18 protein-coding genes and 1 pseudogene are annotated in these 17,912 nt (G+C 34.8%); 15 read left to right on the top strand and 4 right to left on the bottom strand.

The annotated features are described in order from the left end of the window. Window positions 1-228: 228 nt before the first annotated feature. The 5 genes and pseudogenes from NQ558_RS11115 to NQ558_RS11095 form a co-directional block, all read left to right on the top strand. Window positions 229-582 (top strand): annotated as a pseudogene (locus tag NQ558_RS11115) (DNA polymerase Y family protein); the annotation flags it as partial. 14 nt (window positions 583-596) lie between these two features. Next, the gene (locus NQ558_RS11110; RefSeq protein ID WP_242652102.1) at window positions 597-1,460 is read left to right on the top strand and encodes a recombinase zinc beta ribbon domain-containing protein; all 864 of its coding nucleotides are present in this window, start codon (window positions 597-599) and stop codon (window positions 1,458-1,460) included. Further along, entirely contained in the window at window positions 1,453-3,003 is a 1,551-nt protein-coding gene (locus NQ558_RS11105; protein ID WP_005360274.1) for a recombinase family protein, read from the top strand. The genes NQ558_RS11110 and NQ558_RS11105 overlap by 8 nt, the downstream gene beginning before the upstream one ends. Before the next feature lie 171 nt (window positions 3,004-3,174). After that, the gene (locus NQ558_RS11100) at window positions 3,175-4,188 is read left to right on the top strand and encodes a hypothetical protein (protein ID WP_005360276.1); all 1,014 of its coding nucleotides are present in this window, start codon (window positions 3,175-3,177) and stop codon (window positions 4,186-4,188) included. Window positions 4,189-4,380: 192 nt separating this feature from the next. Beyond that, window positions 4,381-5,460: an iron-containing alcohol dehydrogenase family protein gene (locus NQ558_RS11095; protein ID WP_005360290.1), complete on the top strand. Its 1,080-nt coding sequence runs from the start codon at window positions 4,381-4,383 to the stop codon at window positions 5,458-5,460. A 183-nt stretch (window positions 5,461-5,643) separates the two neighbouring features. Here the strand turns inward: NQ558_RS11095 and NQ558_RS11090 are convergent, their stop codons facing one another. The 3 genes from NQ558_RS11090 to NQ558_RS11080 are packed head-to-tail and all read right to left on the bottom strand — an operon-like array spanning window position 5,644 to window position 8,291. Next, a complete protein-coding gene (locus NQ558_RS11090) occupies window positions 5,644-6,327 on the bottom strand; it encodes a class II aldolase/adducin family protein (protein ID WP_242652104.1) in 684 nt (227 codons plus the stop codon). 16 nt (window positions 6,328-6,343) lie between these two features. After that, window positions 6,344-7,330, bottom strand: a complete 987-nt coding sequence (locus tag NQ558_RS11085; RefSeq protein WP_005360300.1) for a transketolase family protein — start codon at window positions 7,328-7,330, stop codon at window positions 6,344-6,346. 19 nt (window positions 7,331-7,349) lie between these two features. Continuing rightward, window positions 7,350-8,291, bottom strand: coding sequence for a thiamine pyrophosphate-dependent enzyme (locus NQ558_RS11080; RefSeq protein WP_005360301.1), 942 nt, complete (start codon window positions 8,289-8,291; stop codon window positions 7,350-7,352). A 367-nt stretch (window positions 8,292-8,658) separates the two neighbouring features. Between NQ558_RS11080 and NQ558_RS11075 the strand changes: the two genes are divergently transcribed. After that, the gene (locus NQ558_RS11075; protein ID WP_040446306.1) at window positions 8,659-9,705 is read left to right on the top strand and encodes a zinc-binding dehydrogenase; all 1,047 of its coding nucleotides are present in this window, start codon (window positions 8,659-8,661) and stop codon (window positions 9,703-9,705) included. Between the two features lie 106 nt (window positions 9,706-9,811). On the opposite strand, the gene NQ558_RS11070 is transcribed toward NQ558_RS11075, so the two are convergent. Beyond that, complete coding sequence (locus NQ558_RS11070) at window positions 9,812-10,750, bottom strand: sugar-binding transcriptional regulator (protein ID WP_005360304.1); 939 nt, start codon at window positions 10,748-10,750, stop codon at window positions 9,812-9,814. A gap of 273 nt (window positions 10,751-11,023) precedes the next feature. On the opposite strand from NQ558_RS11070, the gene NQ558_RS11065 reads away from it, so the two are divergent. The 9 genes from NQ558_RS11065 to NQ558_RS11025 all read left to right on the top strand — a co-directional run bounded on the left by NQ558_RS11065 (window position 11,024) and on the right by NQ558_RS11025 (window position 17,841). After that, a complete protein-coding gene (locus NQ558_RS11065) occupies window positions 11,024-11,488 on the top strand; it encodes a PTS sugar transporter subunit IIA (protein WP_005360306.1) in 465 nt (154 codons plus the stop codon). 31 nt (window positions 11,489-11,519) lie between these two features. Next, the gene (locus tag NQ558_RS11060) at window positions 11,520-11,810 is read left to right on the top strand and encodes a PTS sugar transporter subunit IIB (protein WP_040446308.1); all 291 of its coding nucleotides are present in this window, start codon (window positions 11,520-11,522) and stop codon (window positions 11,808-11,810) included. 47 nt (window positions 11,811-11,857) lie between these two features. Next, window positions 11,858-13,267, top strand: coding sequence for a PTS transporter subunit IIC (locus tag NQ558_RS11055; RefSeq protein WP_005360308.1), 1,410 nt, complete (start codon window positions 11,858-11,860; stop codon window positions 13,265-13,267). Between the two features lie 102 nt (window positions 13,268-13,369). Next, window positions 13,370-13,810 (top strand): hypothetical protein, encoded by a 441-nt coding sequence (locus NQ558_RS11050; protein ID WP_005360309.1) that lies wholly within the window; start codon window positions 13,370-13,372, stop codon window positions 13,808-13,810. 53 nt (window positions 13,811-13,863) lie between these two features. Continuing rightward, on the top strand, window positions 13,864-14,649 hold the full coding sequence (locus NQ558_RS11045; protein ID WP_005360310.1) for a Cof-type HAD-IIB family hydrolase: 786 nt from the start codon (window positions 13,864-13,866) through the stop codon (window positions 14,647-14,649). Between the two features lie 22 nt (window positions 14,650-14,671). Beyond that, window positions 14,672-15,754 (top strand): 2-hydroxyacid dehydrogenase, encoded by a 1,083-nt coding sequence (locus NQ558_RS11040; RefSeq protein WP_040446447.1) that lies wholly within the window; start codon window positions 14,672-14,674, stop codon window positions 15,752-15,754. 22 nt (window positions 15,755-15,776) lie between these two features. After that, the gene (locus tag NQ558_RS11035; protein WP_005360318.1) at window positions 15,777-16,418 is read left to right on the top strand and encodes an L-fuculose-phosphate aldolase; all 642 of its coding nucleotides are present in this window, start codon (window positions 15,777-15,779) and stop codon (window positions 16,416-16,418) included. A 111-nt stretch (window positions 16,419-16,529) separates the two neighbouring features. Beyond that, a complete protein-coding gene (locus NQ558_RS11030; RefSeq protein ID WP_005360319.1) occupies window positions 16,530-17,198 on the top strand; it encodes a YczE/YyaS/YitT family protein in 669 nt (222 codons plus the stop codon). Continuing rightward, window positions 17,191-17,841, top strand: coding sequence for an HAD family hydrolase (locus NQ558_RS11025; RefSeq protein ID WP_005360321.1), 651 nt, complete (start codon window positions 17,191-17,193; stop codon window positions 17,839-17,841). Before NQ558_RS11030 ends, NQ558_RS11025 begins: the two co-directional genes overlap by 8 nt. Window positions 17,842-17,912 lie beyond the last annotated feature (71 nt).

Genomic DNA, 17,912 nt, shown 5'->3' with positions numbered 1-17,912 from the left:
CCTCTTTTCTTTCATTTTGTTGATTTCAAATGTCTCTTTTCACTCCATAGTATATAGCAATAGTGCCAATTATTCAAGTTAAAAATCCAATATAATGAGAAAAAGGACACATGTGTCCGTTGACAGTCGATTATTCTTGGGGTTATACTATGCCCTGTAAGAAACATTACTCATATACTTGGACTAAAGGTTATGGTAGTGACAGATTAAATGCAGGAGGTTATGCAGATGGGAGACAGGGTAATACTTCATTCAGATATCAACTGTTGCTATGCTTCGATTGAGCATCTGCATCATCCGGAGCTTGCAGGAAAGCCACTGGCAGTAGGCGGTGACCCGGAGGCAAGACATGGGATTGTCTTAACAGCCGACTATATTGCCAAGAAGTACGGTGTGAAAACAGGAATGGCACTCTGGCAGGCAAAGCAGGTCTGTCCGGACATAACATTTGTATCACCAAGAATGGACTTATATCTTCGGTTCTCAAGAATGGCTCATGAGATATATGCAGAATATACGGACAGACAGGAGCCATATGGAATTGATGAGTGCTGGCTTGATGTGACAGGGAGCAGTTCCCTTATATTGGTTCGGCGGTGCATGGGAAAGTAGTAATTGAGAAATACAATAATATTCCACTCCATGCAACAGATCCAAGTGAATGGGTCGTTGTTGAAAATACGCATGAGCCGCTTATCGACAAAAAGACATTTGAAAAGGCACAGGAAAGAGTAAAGGAAATCTCGGATGCTTATTTTGCAAAAGAGTTTAAGAAACATCCAACTAACGAAAAGAATTTACTAAAGGGAAAAATTATATGCGGAGATTGTGGCAAGGGAATGAGACTTGCTCCAAGAACAACAAAATCGTATGTATATTATTGTGGAACTTTTTCAGATGGCGTTAATCCGGCATGTTCAAGACACAAAATTGATCAGGAGGATGTCAACAAAGCTGTATTTGCTCAGATTTCAAATCATATGCGTTGTTGTATTGACGCATTAAGCGTAATACGGGAATTAAACTCAAGAAGTAGTGGACTGAAAAAATACGATGTGTATGAAAAAGCCATTACCAGACAGCGCAGGGAACTGGAGAAGGTAAACCGCAAGTTTTCTGAGTTATATGGAGATTATTCCGAACATTTGATTAATGAGAGTGAATATTTGACATTAAAACAGCAGTATCTTTTAAAAAGCGAAGCTTTGAAGAAGGAGATAGATAATCTTTTAATATCTCAGAACTTGTATTCAAAGAATTATAAGATTGATGAAGACTGGGAAAATCTTATCAATAAATATCTGAAATGCAGAAAACTCAACAAAGAGCTGGCAGATGCATTTGTTGACAAGGTACAGGTGTTTGAAGGTGGCAGAATTTCCGTAAATCTGGTTTATGATGATTGTCTGGAAGAACTGTTACAGGTAAAAAATAAGAGAGAAGGTGATTTGAATGAGTAAGATAACTGCTATGTATATTCGCCTTTCTATGGAAGATGAAGATGTATCATTAAATCGGAAAGAGGAGAGTAACAGTGTATCCAGCCAGAGGGAATTGTTAAAAGCATATATTGAAAATCATTCGGAGCTTAAGGATACGAAGGTACAGGAATACTGTGATGATGGATTTACTGGAACAAAATTTGAAAGACCAGGCTATACGAAGCTTATGGAGGATATCCGGGCTGAGAAAATATCATGCATTGTAGTAAAGGATTTATCCAGACTCGGAAGGGATTATATTGAAGTTGGAAGTCTTCTGGAGCAGATACTTCCACTTTATCAGGTGCGGGTTATTGCAGTTAATGACAATTATGACAGCGATAACTATGATGGTTCCACCGGTGGTATGAATGTTGCGTTTAAGAATTTAATTTATATGCTTTATAGCAGGGACTTGTCCAATAAAATATGTTCTGCAAAGCACACAAGGATACTGAATGGGGAGAACATTAGTGGTCAGTTGAGGTATGGATATGTCAAAGACCCAAATGATAAGCATAAGATTATTGTAGATCCGGAAGCAGCAGAAGTGGTTAAGCTGATATTTGAACTGACCGCACAGGGCAAAAGAAAAACGGAAGTGGCAAATTACTTAAATGCTCACGGTATTGATACACCATCCGCATATAAGAAGAGAAAAGGAAGCAAAAACTTTTTTCATGCAGTTGAAGTGAAAAGCTTGTGGAGTACTTCTTCTATCCGCGATATATTAAACGATGAAGTTTATCTTGGAAAACTGATATGGAATAAAACAAAGAAGAGGGTAGGCAGCAATAACACTTCAACCTATGTGCCTAAAGACGAATGGATTGTGATAGAGAATTGTCATGAACCTATTATTACTCAGAAATTATTTGATATGGCACACGCTAATTCAAAAAAATATATTCGTCCAAAGCGTGGTAAGAGAAACTATAATCCGTTTTATTATTGTGGGGTATGTGGCAGAGCCTTGGCACCCAGCAAAAGGGTAAAAGGTGACATTCTTCTTTGCTCATCGTCCCGAATTGAGAAAAATTCTCCATGCAAAAGCAACAGGGTGGAAATTGCCAAGGTTGAAGATGCAATCATGAAAATTGTAAATATGTATGCAACAGCTTATCTGGATGAGAAAGGAATAAAGAAAGCTGGTAAATCGAAAGAAGTATCTCCGGAAGAAAAGATTGCAACACTTGAAAAGAAGGTGAAGAGCCTCAGCAGTAAAAAAATGATGTTGTATTCTGATTATAAGGATGACAAGCTCACTAGAGAAGAGTATGTCAAGCGTTCAAAGGCGATGGTGGAGCAGATTGATGAATTGCATCAGGAAATCGAACAGCTTAAAACAGAAATACCGCCAGAAGATAATTCTTCTAGTAAGTTTGAGACACAGTTAGAAAGTATCATCAATATGGAATCTTTTGACAGAGAGAAAATCCAGAAGGTAATCAAAAAAGTGATTATCAATGGAGAGGACAATATAGAGATTGTATGGAATACAGATGATCCATTTTTCAAGTAAGATGGATGCTTATGGAGTTTGGAGTGCCGAAAAAATATGGCACTCCTTTCTTCAGCAGGCATAAGTATTGCTTTCAATATACTGCGATAGCAGGTATAATGGAAAGTGATATTTGAGGGTACAAAAAAATTAATTTTTTTTGGTCTAGGGTTGACACGAGCAGGAACAGGGATGCCTGATATTTCTATGGTAGTGTCATTGGCAAAAACACTTAATGTTTCAACGGATTATCTCTTTGGATTAGAGAAAAATGAAATTGATGACAATGTTTATGTAGAACTAAAAAGACATATAGAAAAAATAGAAACTGAATCAGGGAGAAAGGCAGAAGCAGCACTTTTATCCTGTCAGTTTATGTTAAAGAAAGTTTATGAAGCACCAGATAATTATATTTATTCAGTTTTTTTTGTAGAGCAGGTTGCAAATTTAAGCAGATTTGTAGATTTGGAAAAATATGCCGAGGACAAGTGGGCTGAGTACAGGGAATTGGCTATAAAGTACGGTTCCAATGCCATAAGATTTGCAAACAATAAGGAATGGATTGAACGTGCACATTTTGCGTTGGCGTGGATTTACATACATGATAGAAATTATGCGTATGCCAGAGAACATATTGAACAACTGCCATCAGTATCTTCTAACAGACTTCAGGAAAGTATCTTGGCACAGTTGGAAGCTTTTGAGAATGGCATTGATGCAATGGATGAAGCAGTAACTAAAAATCTTCAAAATTTTGTTCGTGCAATTAACAAGGAAAATTTGTACGCAATGGAGACTTTTTCATGGCAGAAACCTTTGCGTGCAGTAGAATTTGGTCAGTGGGCAATTAGACTAATAGAGGTATTCGGTGAAAATAAATATTTGAAATCATATTGTAGAGGTTTCTTAAGAGATATTTATAAATATCTAATTAATGCAGAGGTTATTTTAGGCAGATTTGAAAATGCAGCGAAATATTTTGAAGCATTAAAAGAGCAGATGCAAAAGCAATATGAATATCATCAAAGTATACTTTCTGATGAGGCAGAAAAGGCCAAGTTTAACGATAGACAAATTGGTTATATGGAGGCTTATACACAAGAATTTATAAAGGAAAAACAACAGGATGTAGTTAATTATATTCTGGGGTGCTGGCCTGGAAAAATGGCAGAAAAGTTTGCTGAGGCAATAGGATATTCTAAATAGTTGTAGTAAAAAGCTCTGATCTAAAAATAAAGATTGAGTTTTTTATTTTAATGAAAAAAAATCTTTAATATGGTAAAATATTATTGCAATAAATAAAGAAATTTGGAAAAATTTATTTACTTAATTTCAAATAAAAAACAGAACAGATTATATCGTAAATAATAAAATTATTTATCGCAGAAAGGTGGTATAATGCGTTTTAATCTTCCAGTTTTAGTATATCAGGAAAAAAATTGTGTACATAATCATGCAGATGAAATAGCTCAGATGGGCAAAAATGCTTTAATTGTAACAGGCAGGAATTCTTCAAAAAAGAACGGTTCTTTAGATGATGTAATAAATGCTTTAAAATCTAAGAATATTAAATATACAGTTTATGATGGCGTAGAGGAAAACCCATCTGTAGAAACTGTAATGGAGGCCAGAGAAATAGGTGTTAAAGCAGGTTGTGATTTTATAATAGGTATTGGTGGAGGCTCTCCAATGGATGCGGCAAAAGCGATAGGAGTAATGATTTACCATAAGAATGAAAATAAGGATTTCTTATACAAGTCAGTTTCCAATTCACAATCTTTGCCGGTTATAGAAGTACCAACTACATGTGGCACAGGCTCGGAAGTTACAACTGTAGCAGTTTTAACGGTGCATAATGAGAAAACTAAAAAATCAATGTCTCATAGAATATTTCCAAGGATGGCTTTAGTTGATGAAAAATATATTAAAAATGCACCTTTGAAAGTAATCTGTGACACAGCAATTGATGCATTAGCTCATATTGTTGAAAGCTGTATTAACAATAATGCAACCGAATATAGTAAGATGTTTGCAAAAGAAGGCTTAGAAGCATGGAGTAAATTTAAAGATGTGTTACTTGGAAATAGAGAAGCTACAGATGAGGATTTCCACAATATGATGTATGCTTCAACGTTGGCGGGAATGTGCATTGCTCACGCAGGAACATCTCTTCCACATGGATTAAGTTATCCTATTACCTATGAATTAGGAATTCCTCATGGAAAAGCAGTTGGATATTTTTTGCCTGGTTATATTAATGAAGCTACAGATGAGGATAAAGAATTTGTTTTGAAGGCAGCAGGATTTGAATCAGTAGAAGAATTTTCCAAATTCTATAAGAAGGCTTGTGGATATGAAAAATTTCCACAGGAACTTTTAGACAAAACAGGAGAGTTAATCCTTTCTAATCAAAGAAAATTAGCTAATTGCCCATATAAAGTAGATGCAGAAGTTATTAAGAATATTATTAGCTTTTAATTTAAGGAATTCAAGTTTAATATAGTAAATGAAGAAGCGCCTGTTAATCATACAGGCGCTTTTGATATGGGTATTTATATAAGTTAGATATATGAAAAGAGCTGCAAATCCATTTTATGAACTTACAGCTCCATAACTTATCATAGAGTGTATAGTTACAGATTCTATTTCATAGTCTATAATTTATTTAATTCTGTCAGTTAAACCCTCAGGCATATCGGCTGTACCCTGACCTACATATTTGTAAATCTCAACAGTCTGTTTAATCTGTTCATCTGATAAATGTTCGATTTCTCCACAAGCTCTGGCAGCTAAATAGCCTTTTGCTGTTTCTTCCAAGTAAACAGCAGCTGTTAATGCCTGTTTCAAATTCTTTCCGACTGTCATTACACCATGATGTGCTAAAATAACTGCCAGGCTATCCCCTAAGTACTTAACTACGTCCATTCCCATTTCAACTGATCCTGGTGAACTATATTCAGTAACTGCAACGTTACCGCCACAGGCATTGCCTACAGTTGTAAGGTCAGCTCTGAATTCTTTCTGAATAAGAGAAATAGCTGTAGCATATGGCTGATGTGTATGAATTGTAGCCATAACATCAGGACGATGTTTGAAAATATATAATATACCAGGTGTATCAGATGAAGGTTTGTTTGTTCCTTCAATAATATTTCCATCAATATCCATTACTAAAACATCATCAGGCTCCATATCTTCATAAATCATACCTGAAGGTGTAACCAGAATTTCTCCGGTAGGCATTCTCATGGACACGTTACCACCTGCTAATGAAATAAGACCATATCTATCAAGTTTAATACCTGCATCTATAATTTTTTTCTTCTCTTCTAAAAACATGCTCATTTTTATCCTCCTTAGATTACACTTCCAAAAAGTCTACGAAACGCTGATTGTCAAGATCATCTTCTTTGATACCAAGATCTTTACCAATTAGTTCTTCAACAGATTTAACAAGGTTCATAGCATCAATACCATATTTTGTCATCAAGTACATCTTTGAAGCACCATGTGCGTAACCGTTAAGACCAATCTTAATTAACTTCTTACCAATTCCATTTTCAGCCATTAAGTCAGCAACTGCTGAACCTAAACCACCGATATTATAATGATTTTCCATTGTAACAACACCATATTTACATTTCTTAAGAGCTTCTACAATAGTAGGATCTGTAAATGGTTTTAATGTTGAAACATGCATATGCTGAACTGATACACCCTTGTCTTCCAAAGCAGCTGTAGCACGCATAGCTTCTTCTGTACAGATTGATGATGAAAGGATAAGAACATCATCACCTTCTGTAATTGTTCTGGCTCTATTAAATACCATAGGCTCATTTGCTGGGAATAATCTTGGAACTTCCTTACGAAGCATTCTGATATAAGCAGGACCATTCCATTCATATACTAAATCTAAAACGCCTTCAATATCTGTAGCGTCACCAACATCAAAAATGGCCATATTTGGTACTGTACGCATAATACCAACATCATTGATTGACTGATGTGTTACTCCACCTGGAGTAGTAATACCAGGTACAAAACCTACAAATGTAACAGGAAGATTAGGGTATGCAACACTCATTTCCACCTGATCTAAAATTCTACGTGAAAGGAAAACTGAGAAAGTGTGTAAGAAAGGACGGTAACCTTCACGAGCTAAACCTGCAGCCCATGAACACATATTCTGCTCAGCAATACCCATTGTTAAATACTGGTCCGGTTTCTCAGCTCTGAATTTCTTAACTTCACAGGAAGTTCCTAAGTCAGCTGATAATACTAATGTTTCTGGATGTTTGTTTGCAAAATCAAGCATACATCTTTCATGTGTGTTTACTTCTATTTTCATTATTTCTTAACTCCCTTCTCTATAATTCCTCATAAATTCTTTCGTATTCAGCTCTATCCGGAGAGTCTTTAGGAATACGTACAAAATGTAAGAATGGTTTCTTTTTCTCAAGAGGTGGTATCATTGTTGTACCACTTGTCTTGCAAAGAACTACTAAAGGTTTTCCCTCGTGTTCAACATTACAAGCATCTATAATTGCCTGAATGTCATGTCCGTTACATTCAACACATTTAGCTCCGAATGCATTAAATCTATCAGCCATATTAGAAACACATGTCTGATTGTCAGTAGCACCTTCTACCTGCTGACAGTTATAATCACTAACGATTACCATATTATCTAATTTATAGAAAGCAGCAGATTCAACAAATTCCCAAGTCTGACCTTCCTGCAATTCGCCATCACCAAGCATAACGAATACTTTACCGGTATCACCTCTCATCTTACGAGCATGAGCAGTACCACCAGCGATTGAGATTGTCTGTCCTAATGAACCGGCTGTATTTTCGAATCCTGGAGAATGTTCAGCACCGATCATTTCCATATTCCAACCGTCAACGTTGAATTTATCCATAGCATGTTCTGAAATACGACCTGTAGCCTGTAATGCACAGTAGATAACTGATGCATAGTGACAACATGAAACAAAGAAACGATCTTTGTCAGCATCACATCCAACAAACATACCAGGCTTAGTTGGTTTGTAACATCCATTGTAATATGCTCCCTTTGGATAATCCATATTATCCGGTCCCGGAACTCCAGGGAATGGGATTGGCTCAGGATTACCTGTTGAAGGTCCTAAGTTCATTATTTCCATATAAAGGCTGGCAACAATCTCAGCTGAAGAACAAGCCTGAGATAAGTAGCAACCACCTTTTTCAAGTGCAACACCCAGAATTTGCTTTCTAATCTTATTGGCAACTTTCTGAATTTCATCAATTGTAGCTTTTTGTGTCATTATAATACTCCTTTCAAATAATCAAATTAATTTACAAAATTTCGTCTACCTGAACAAATGCTAACTTAATTATATTCATTCAACAACTAAATTGTCAACACTTTTTAGCAGATTTTTTGAAAGTTTGTTTTTACATTAAAAAGGAAGAAACAGCTTTTTAAATGAGAAACAGTGCGAAAAATTGGTGAAAATTCACAAAAAAAAACGTTCCAATAAATATTTGGCGTTGTAATTTTCACCAAAGGGTGTTATATTAAGATTAACGCGATACAAATGTGCATCAACTTGAACAAATGCAAAAGGTAAACACAAATATTATTCTTATGAAATACATTAAAGAGTTATGTATTATTACAAAGGAGACAATATGAAAGCAGTAGTAAAAACAGAGGTCGGTTTTGACAACATGGTTTATAAAGAAGTGGAAGAACCAAAGGCAGAAAGAGATTTAGTAAAAATCAAAATTGCGTACTCGGGAATTTGCGGAACTGATTTACATGCATTTAGAGGTGAATACGGAAGCACAAAACCTCCTGTTATATTAGGACATGAATTTTCGGGAATTGTTACTGAGGTTGGACCAGATGTAAAAAATATTAAAGTGGGAGATAGAGTAACAAGCGAAACTACTTTTACAACATGTGGACATTGTTCGATGTGTGCAAGCAAGGATTATAATCTTTGTGGTAATAGACAGGGTATTGGAACACAGATTAACGGATCAATGGCGGAATATGTTGTATCGAGAGAAGAAAGTGTTCATGTATTACCGGATAATGTTTCGCTATTATCAGCATCTCTTACAGAACCATTAGCGTGTGGTGTTCATGCAGTAATTGAAAAAGGAAATGTTCAGCCTGGAGATATCTGCGTTGTATTTGGAGCGGGAGCAATTGGACAGATGGTTGCACAGGTTGCAAAAGGATGCGGAGCAACAGTTATTATGGCTGGATTAACAAATGATGCTGAGAGATTTAAAATCGCAAAGGAATGTGGAATAGATGTTACAGTTGACCAAATGACACAGGACTTAAAGTCAATAGTTATGGAAATGACAAACAACGAAGGCGCAGATAAGTGCTTTGAATGTTCAGGCGCTGTTGTTGCAGCAAATACAGCCCTTGATCTTTGCAGAAGAAAAGGAACTGTGGTACAGATGGGAGTTTTCTCAAAATCAAAAGTTGAAATTTGCACAGACTGGATTCTTCATAAAGAAATTAATTATGTTGGATCAAGAAGTCAGAAACCTTCATCATGGGTTAAGGCATTAGAATTAATGGCAGACGGAAAGGTAGTACCTGAAAAAACTGCAAAGAACTTTGTAACCCTCGAAAACTGGAGAGATGGCTTTGACAGAATGGCTAAAGGCGAAGGTGCTAAGTGGGTTATAACTATTGATGAAGAATTAGAATAGGAAAACAAACGATTAAAATCAAAATAGAAAATTGAAAACTAAATATAGAAAAAAATAACACCTGTCCCTTATAGGAAAGAGATAGATGTTATATAAAGAGTAAATGTTATTTGGTTAGTTTTAATAATTCTAAAGCTAAGGACTCATCGGCAATAAGGCAATTGATGTAGCCACCTTTAATGGCAGCAAGTGTAGCCAAAGCCTTTTCCTTTGAGGCTACGATACCGATTGACCAATCTGCTTCCCTAAGAGCTTCTAAAGGGGCAGCAATAGGATAATGATTCGGAAATGTTACTTCGTTACCGTCTTTATCCATTAATCTTGCTAAAACGTGTCCTACAGCCCCGTACTCTTTAGCCAACTTTAAGTCGTTTTCGGAACCTGTAAAGAGATAAGATGAACCATTTGTATCATCTAAAGTACCGATACCGGTAAGAGCAATATCTAAATTACGGGTAGCAGCTAAAGCTTTTTTAATCTGAGGAGCAGCTAAAAGAGCCTGTTGAACTAACATATGGTCTACATAGACAGGAGAAACAATATTAGTATAAGAGGCATTGAATTTTTGAGCTACAGTGGTAGCAAGTTCAAGTCCGTCATAGGTTGGATCTCCGACACTAAGACAACCGGCCATCTGTACAACAGTTACGTTATAGTATTCACTAGACTGGAAGGCATTACATACGGCACGAATAGCACGCCCCCAGGAAAAACCAATTGACATATTATTATCTAATATAGAAGAAACGAATTGTGCAGCTTCATTAGCACATTTTTCTAAAGCAACATCGTGTTGGTATTTACCGGAGATGATTAAAGCTTCTCTAAGACCAAGTTGATCACGAAGACGTGCTGACAGGTCATGATTCTTTCTTATAGGATCGTGTACGATTATTTCGACTATTCCAACTTCGCGAGCTTCTTCAAGCATTCGTGAAACAGTTGGTCTGGACAAACCTACTATTTTAGATATTTCACTTTGATTAAGATTTTGTTGATAATATAATTGGGCCACATGAACTAGTAAACTTTCATGATTGTTCATAAGTTATCCTTTCTGATTAAGATATTGTTTTAGTTTAAGACATTTATTCTTTTATAACACAGTATATCATATTGTGAAAAAATGACAATATCGTGAAATAATGTAAAAGATAGAAATAACGATTTTAAAAAAATAGAAGAAAATAATAAATTTACAAGAGATAAACAATAAGAGTACAAGAGAAAATAACAAAATTACAAAAGAGAAAACAGTAAAATATAAGAAAAAATAACAAAAACACAAAAGAGAATAACAAAACAAAAAGGAGAAAGTATGAATTCAATATATCCAGAATTAATAGCGGTTGATGTTCAGGCAGAAACATCAGAAGAAGCAATTAGAAAAGTAGGTCAGATTTTCTTAGATAACGGATTTGTAAAAGATACTTACATTGATGCCGTTGTTGCAAGGGAAAAAGTATATCCAACAGGATTACAATTGGCGGATATGGGAGTGGCAATGCCACACACAGATCCACCACATGTATATAAATCCGGCGTTTGTGTAGCAAAGCTAGCAAAACCAGTAACATTCATACATATGGGAACGGAAGATCAACCGGTTGAGGCAGAAATGTTATTTATGATGGCAATTACAGATCCTAGTCAACATCTGGAGACTTTATCAAAAGTTATGAATGTATTTCAAAAACCGGAGATCGCAAAGGAATTTAAGGATGCAACAACAAACGAGGAACTTTATAAGGTCGCTTATAAGCATATTGGCTTAGAGGACTAGAAAAAATATGAAACGAAAGGAGATACGTAAAATGAAAACTTGCAGAATTTTATGCGTATGCGGATCAGGAACAGTTAGCTCAAACATGGTAGCTAATAAGTTAAGAGACCAGTTAGGAGAAGCTGGTTGGGATTGTACAACTGTTGAAACAAGCCCGGGTGGTGTTGAAACAGAACTTATGGGAAACAAATATGATATTATCGCATGTGTTAGCCCGGTTTATCAGGATTACGACATTCCAAAAGTTAACGCTGTAGGCATGTTAACAGGAATGGCAGAAAAACAGGTAATCGAAGATTGTTTAAAAATTTTAGAAGGTTAATTAGCGAGAGGTAAACGTTAATTTAAATTAAAGAAGGGAGAAAATTTATGGCTCAATTTTTTCAATCAGTAGGAGATGTTCTTTCAACATTAGGATCTTCATTCTGTGTACCTGTAATGCTATTTATTATTGCATTATTTATGGGATGTAAAGGACAGAAAGCGTTTAGAGCTGCTTTACTTTGTGCAGCTGGATTAACAGGTTTCTCATTAGTTATTAACAGTTATTCAGGTATTATAGCACCGGTAGTACAGTCTATGGTTGACAGTACAGGTGTAAAACTTAGTTGTTTAGACGTAGGTTGGCAGGCATTTTCTGTTATTGCTTACGGTACTCAGGTAGGTCTTATCTGGATTGGTATCTGTATTATCTTACAGATTGTATTATTCTTATGTAAGTTTACAGATGTATTTATGGCATCAGATCTTTGGAATAACTACTCATTTATGATCTGGGGTTCATTAGTATACTTCCATACAAAGAGTTTTGCATTCGCATTAATTTGTATGTTAGTACAGTTACTTTATATCTTATTATTCTCAGAAGCATTTGCTAAGAGATTTTCAACTTTCTACAATTATCCACAGTGCTGTATGACAGCGCCTCACCACTTAGAGGGACTTCCATTTGCTGTTATTATGAACTGGATACTTGGAAAGATTGGATTTGATAAGATTAAAATCAATGCAACAACATTACAGAAGAAACTTGGTATTTTTGGCGAACCAATGTTTATCGGTTTAGTAGTTGGTGCTTTAATTGGTTTCCTTGGAAATATTAACGATCTTACTACAGTAGCTGGTTGGGGTAGCATAATTACAGCAGCAGTTTCAACAGCAGCTATTATGGCAGTATTCCCAAGAGTTGCGGGTATCTTTGCAGGTGCCTTTACAATTATCACAGATGCTTACAAATCAAAAGCAGCTGAAAAAGGAAAAGATAGAGACTGGTACTTATCAGTTAACGATGCAGTAGCTTATGGTGAACCTAACACATTAGCAGCTGGTATCCTTTCAATTCCAATAATTTTAATATTATCATTCGTACTTCCGGGAAATATTATTCTTCCTATGGCTGACTTAGTAGCTTTACCATATATGTCAGAAGTATTCTGTGCAACATCAAATGGTAATATTGCTAAGACAGTAGCTATGAATGTAATTTGGTTCTCACTTGGTATGATTATCGTATCTCAGTTCTGTCCGGCAATGACTCAGATTGCTATAGAACAGGGTGTTAACCTTGCAGACTACAATGCAGCAGGTGTATCAATTGTTTCATTCGGTGTATTGTGTCATCCATTTATTGTTGGTTTATTTGCAGCTTTCTGGTTCCAGAACTATATTGCAATTGCAATTATCATTGTTGTTTACGTAGTATTATATGTTCTCTTCAAAAAGAATAGATATACATTCGTTGATTGGATGGAAAATCAGGCAGCAAAATATCAGCTATAAGTATATAAAAAATGACAATTTAATAATAAAACAAAGTACAAAAAGGGCGACTGCTTTTCCAAGAAGACAGTTGCCTGATTTGTTTTAAAGGAGGAAAGAGTTATGGCTTTAAACTTAGATAAAGAATATACAGAAAGACCTGAGGATCAGACAAAGTGTGTTTATTGTGGAAATGAGTTAGGACATAAATATAAATGGGCAATGGCAGTTACAAGAAGCTTTAAGGTTTGCAATGACGAATGTAAAGCAGCCCTTGAAAGTTATATTCAAAAAGATAAAAAAAGAAAAACAGCTATGTTTATGCTTATATTTGTAGCATGTGTTATTTATATTATTACACAGCTATTTAGTATTCAAAACTTATTGTTATTAAGCTGTTCACAAATGTTAGGTGGTATAGCATTTTTCTTTTTACCATATCCATTTATTTCATTTGAAACTTTCTACAAAGTAAACATTAAGAAAACAGTAAAGATTTGTAAAGTTATTGGTGGCTTGTTAATGATTAGTGCAGTTGTATTTGCGGTATTATTTTTTGTATAAAGCAAATTGGGCAAAATATGAGATAGTAAAAATATTTTTTAAAGGAAAAGACTATGGACAAAAGATACGATAAAAAAATATTATTTTTTGATGTTGACGATACATTGGTAGATAGCAAAACAGGAAAAGTACCTGAATCAACAATAGAAGCATTACATAATCTACAGGAAAATGGTCACAAAATTTGTATATCTACAGGTAGACCTTTATTTAATAAAGCTAATCCATCAATCTTTTTTGACGTTCCATGGGATGGATATGTGTGCTTTAACGGACAAGGCATTTACAACAAAGAAAGAGTTATGTTTTATAATTATGCATACTCTAAAGATGTAGTTAGGAGATTAATAGAAAAAGTTAATGAACAAAAGTATAATATGATGCTTTTGGAAGAAAAAAGAACTGTTATGGCTAACGAATATTTTAAATATGCAAAAACGGCATGTGAATATTTTCATATGGATATGCCATCATATGAAGAATATAAGGGAAATGATATTTTTGGAATGGTTATGTGTGCTCCGTGTGGATGTGATATATCTGTGTTTAAGGATATAGAGGAAATTGAATTATATCATGGCCAAAATGATTATCTTGACGTGGTTAATAAAGGAATAAATAAGAAGAAGGGGATAGAAAAAATGTTAGAGTACTATAATATGGATGGTTATGTGGCTTTTGGAGACTCTAACAACGACCTTGAAATGATGAAGGGAGCAGATATATCAATTTGCTTAGGACAAGGTCTCGAAACGGTTAAGAAAGTAAGTACATATGTTACAGATGAAGTATTAGAGGATGGAATTTATAACGCATGTAAAAAATATAAATGGATTTAAAAAAATAGGAGGTGTTAACAGAATGAAGGATTTGATTTCATCACCACAAAACATTGTTGTGATTGGGGATATGTATGTGTCTACAGACGTGATGGTAGAGTCATTGGAAAAGAGTAAAATTAATTGTGGCAAGATTACGCAATTGTTTTGGGGAGATTATGACAAAACACATTTTGCAGAAAATCAGCAGAATCTGGAAAATCATGGCTCTGATGCAGCACCTATTGCTGAAGGATTAGAGGAAGCAATAGTTGATGCGGATATTGTGATGACACATTTTTCTCCCATACCCAAATATATAATTGAGAAGGGAAAGAATTTAAAACTTATTCTTACTTCAAGAGGTGGAGTAGAACATATTAATGTAAAGGAAGCAAGTAATCACAATATTCCGGTATTTAATGTGATTCGAAATGCAGAACCTGTTGCAGATTTTGCACTTGGTTTAATGTTAGACATTACAAGAAATATTACTTTATCTGATAAGTTTATTAGAAATGGACAATGGATGCATGAATATTACAATACAGGGCAGATTAAACTGTTCAATGGTCATCTGGTAGGATTAGTTGGTATAGGAAACGTGGGAGCAGCTATTGCAAGAAGACTTAATGCTTTGGGAGTATCAATTATTGCTTATGACTCTTTTGTGTCAGAAGAAAGATTGGCTCAACAGGGACTTGGATTTATCAAAAAAGTTGAAACGATGGAGGATGTATTTAAAAAAGCGGATATCGTTTCATTACATTTAAGATTAACTCCGGAGACAGAAGGGATTATAAATGAGGACTATTTTAAATTAATGAAAAAAACAGCTTACTTTATTAATACAGCAAGAGGCGGTCTGATTGATGAAGATGCACTTATTACTTCTTTACAGAAAGGATATTTTAAAGGAGCAGCCCTTGATGTAGTTAAAAAGGAGCCAATTCCATCAGACAGTCCTTTAATAAAAATGGATAACGTTCTTTTGACTTCACATATTGCCGGAATGTCAGAAGATGCAGTTCCAAAATCACCATTTTTATTAATGGCTGAGCTAGACAGATATTTTGAAACAGGTGTTACAAATCGTATTGTTAATGAAAAAGATCTAGAAGCATAGAAAGTTTTAAAGGAGGTTCAATATGTTATTAAAAGAAGAAAGGGAACAGGTTGTAGAGTACGGAAAGCAATTGTTAGAGAGAAACTTATCTGTAGGAACTTTTGGAAATATAAGCATATATAATGAAAAAGAAAATCTTTTTGCTATATCTCCAAGTGGCATGGATTACTATAAGACAACCCCTGAGGATGTTGTTATTTGCACACCGGAAGGAGAAAAAGTTGAAGGAACAGCTAAGCCATCAAGTGAATTAGATATGCATAGAATTTTTTATCAGAAAAGACCGGAAATAAAAGCAGTTGTACATACACATTCAAGATATGCTGTTACCCTTGCAACAATGGGTAAATCTATTCCACCAATGCATTATTTAATTGCATATTCAGGAAGAGAAGTTCCATGTACACCATATAAAACGATTGGATCATATGAATTAGCTGAGGCAGCATATGAAACAATGGGTGACAATTATGCATGCTTATTGGGAAATCATGGATTATTGGCTTGTGCAGGGAACATTTCGTATGCTATGGATATAGCAGAGCAGATAGAGTTTGTTGCTAATATATATTATAATACTTTACTTGCAGGTGGACCAAAGATGTTGAAAGATGAGGACATAGATGTAGTATTGGAAGCTTTCAAAACTTATAGACAAAGATAAACATTATAATAAAAAGAACTGTTTTTAATTAAGCAGTTCTTTTTATAAAAAAGAAAGGAATGTATAATCTGAGAGCTTAATATTAAACAATTAGGTTATATGAGGATATATATGAATTGGAAAGAAAATAACCTGATAAGAAGAGTAATAATGGCTTTTCTTGGTAATTATATTATAAGTTTCGGAATTTCATTTTTGTATGCAGCTGATTTTGGAACTGACCCGTTTACATGCATGAACTTAGGTGTAAGCAGTCATTTGCCAATAAGCTTAGGAACATATCAGTTATTGATTAATATAGTATTATTTGCTATTATTTTTGTGTTTGATAGAAGAAGCTTTGGCATTGGTGCTATTATTAATATGGTTTTATTGGGATATATGATCGAGTTTAATGTTTTTTGGACAGATAAGTTAGGTATTAATGCAGAAAATTTTGCGGACAAAATGGTTCTAAGAATTATATTGTTATCAGTTGCAGTGTTAATTGCAGCTTGTGGTTGCGGAATTTATATGTCATGCGATCTTGGAGCAGCTCCGTGGGACAGATTAGGTCAGGTTTTTGAAATGAAATCAAACGGAAAAATAAAATACAGGTATGTTAGAATGGTATATGATTGTACAGCTATTGCAATAGGATATTTTACTGGAGCAACAGTGGGTGTGGCAACATTTTTCTTTGGATTCTTTGCAGGACCACTTATTAGCTTCTTTGGAGAACATGTTGGTAAAAAGGTTGTAGGATATGTACCTAGTGATAAGGAAGATAAAAATGTTTAAAGCAGCAATATTTGACATGGATGGATTAATGATTGATAGCGAAAGATTGACACTTGATGTATATAAAATATATATGGCTACGTTAGGGCTTTCAATTACAAAAGAGTTTTATGTAACAATGACAGGAAGAACTTTAAGAGATTGTAAGAAATTATTAAAGGATGAATATGGACAAGATTTTGATTCAGATTTATGCATCGAAAAAGTTTATTCAATGTGTGCAGATAAAATCAAAGAAGAAGGAGTTGCCCTAAAGAAAGGGTTGATTGAATTATTAACATATTTAAAAGAAAATAATTGCAAAACTATTTTAGCATCATCGAGTAACAGAGATAAAGTGGATTTAATAATTAATAAAATGAAACTAACTGACTATTTAGATGATTCGATTTGTGGAGATGAAGTTAATATAGGGAAACCAAATCCCGAAATATTCCTCAAAGCGTGCAAGAAGCTTGGAGCAACACCGGAAGAAGCTGTGGTTTTTGAAGATTCTGAAGCAGGAATTGATGCAGCGTACAATGGAAATATTCCGGTTATTTGCGTTCCTGATATGCTACAACCAAGTCAGGCTCACAAAGACAAGGCAGAAGTGGTTTTAGAGGACTTATCACAGGCAATTGATTATATAGAAAATATGTAAAATCTATCACTTCCAAATTCTGAAGTAAGTAAAGCATTGTGGAATGGTGAAGAAAGATTTCTACTTAACGA

This window comes from Eubacterium ventriosum (assembly GCF_025150745.1).
Classification (GTDB): Bacteria; Bacillota; Clostridia; order Lachnospirales; family Lachnospiraceae; genus Eubacterium_G; species Eubacterium_G ventriosum.
Note: the sequence above shows the minus strand (reverse complement) of the source record. Positions and strands in the feature narration are given on the sequence as shown.

Excerpts from the sequence above, each read along its gene's own strand:
- NQ558_RS11105 (WP_005360274.1), top strand. The coding sequence starts at position 1,453 with ATGAGTAAGATAACTGCTATGTATATTCGCCTTTCTATGGAAGATGAA.
- NQ558_RS11100 (WP_005360276.1), top strand. The coding sequence starts at position 3,175 with ATGCCTGATATTTCTATGGTAGTGTCATTGGCAAAAACACTTAATGTT.
- NQ558_RS11095 (WP_005360290.1), top strand. The coding sequence starts at position 4,381 with ATGCGTTTTAATCTTCCAGTTTTAGTATATCAGGAAAAAAATTGTGTA.
- NQ558_RS11090 (WP_242652104.1), bottom strand. The coding sequence starts at position 6,327 with ATGAGCATGTTTTTAGAAGAGAAGAAAAAAATTATAGATGCAGGTATT.
- NQ558_RS11085 (WP_005360300.1), bottom strand. The coding sequence starts at position 7,330 with ATGAAAATAGAAGTAAACACACATGAAAGATGTATGCTTGATTTTGCA.
- NQ558_RS11080 (WP_005360301.1), bottom strand. The coding sequence starts at position 8,291 with ATGACACAAAAAGCTACAATTGATGAAATTCAGAAAGTTGCCAATAAG.
- NQ558_RS11075 (WP_040446306.1), top strand. The coding sequence starts at position 8,659 with ATGAAAGCAGTAGTAAAAACAGAGGTCGGTTTTGACAACATGGTTTAT.
- NQ558_RS11070 (WP_005360304.1), bottom strand. The coding sequence starts at position 10,750 with ATGAACAATCATGAAAGTTTACTAGTTCATGTGGCCCAATTATATTAT.
- NQ558_RS11065 (WP_005360306.1), top strand. The coding sequence starts at position 11,024 with ATGAATTCAATATATCCAGAATTAATAGCGGTTGATGTTCAGGCAGAA.
- NQ558_RS11060 (WP_040446308.1), top strand. The coding sequence starts at position 11,520 with ATGAAAACTTGCAGAATTTTATGCGTATGCGGATCAGGAACAGTTAGC.
- NQ558_RS11055 (WP_005360308.1), top strand. The coding sequence starts at position 11,858 with ATGGCTCAATTTTTTCAATCAGTAGGAGATGTTCTTTCAACATTAGGA.
- NQ558_RS11050 (WP_005360309.1), top strand. The coding sequence starts at position 13,370 with ATGGCTTTAAACTTAGATAAAGAATATACAGAAAGACCTGAGGATCAG.
- NQ558_RS11045 (WP_005360310.1), top strand. The coding sequence starts at position 13,864 with ATGGACAAAAGATACGATAAAAAAATATTATTTTTTGATGTTGACGAT.
- NQ558_RS11040 (WP_040446447.1), top strand. The coding sequence starts at position 14,672 with ATGAAGGATTTGATTTCATCACCACAAAACATTGTTGTGATTGGGGAT.
- NQ558_RS11035 (WP_005360318.1), top strand. The coding sequence starts at position 15,777 with ATGTTATTAAAAGAAGAAAGGGAACAGGTTGTAGAGTACGGAAAGCAA.
- NQ558_RS11030 (WP_005360319.1), top strand. The coding sequence starts at position 16,530 with ATGAATTGGAAAGAAAATAACCTGATAAGAAGAGTAATAATGGCTTTT.
- NQ558_RS11025 (WP_005360321.1), top strand. The coding sequence starts at position 17,191 with ATGTTTAAAGCAGCAATATTTGACATGGATGGATTAATGATTGATAGC.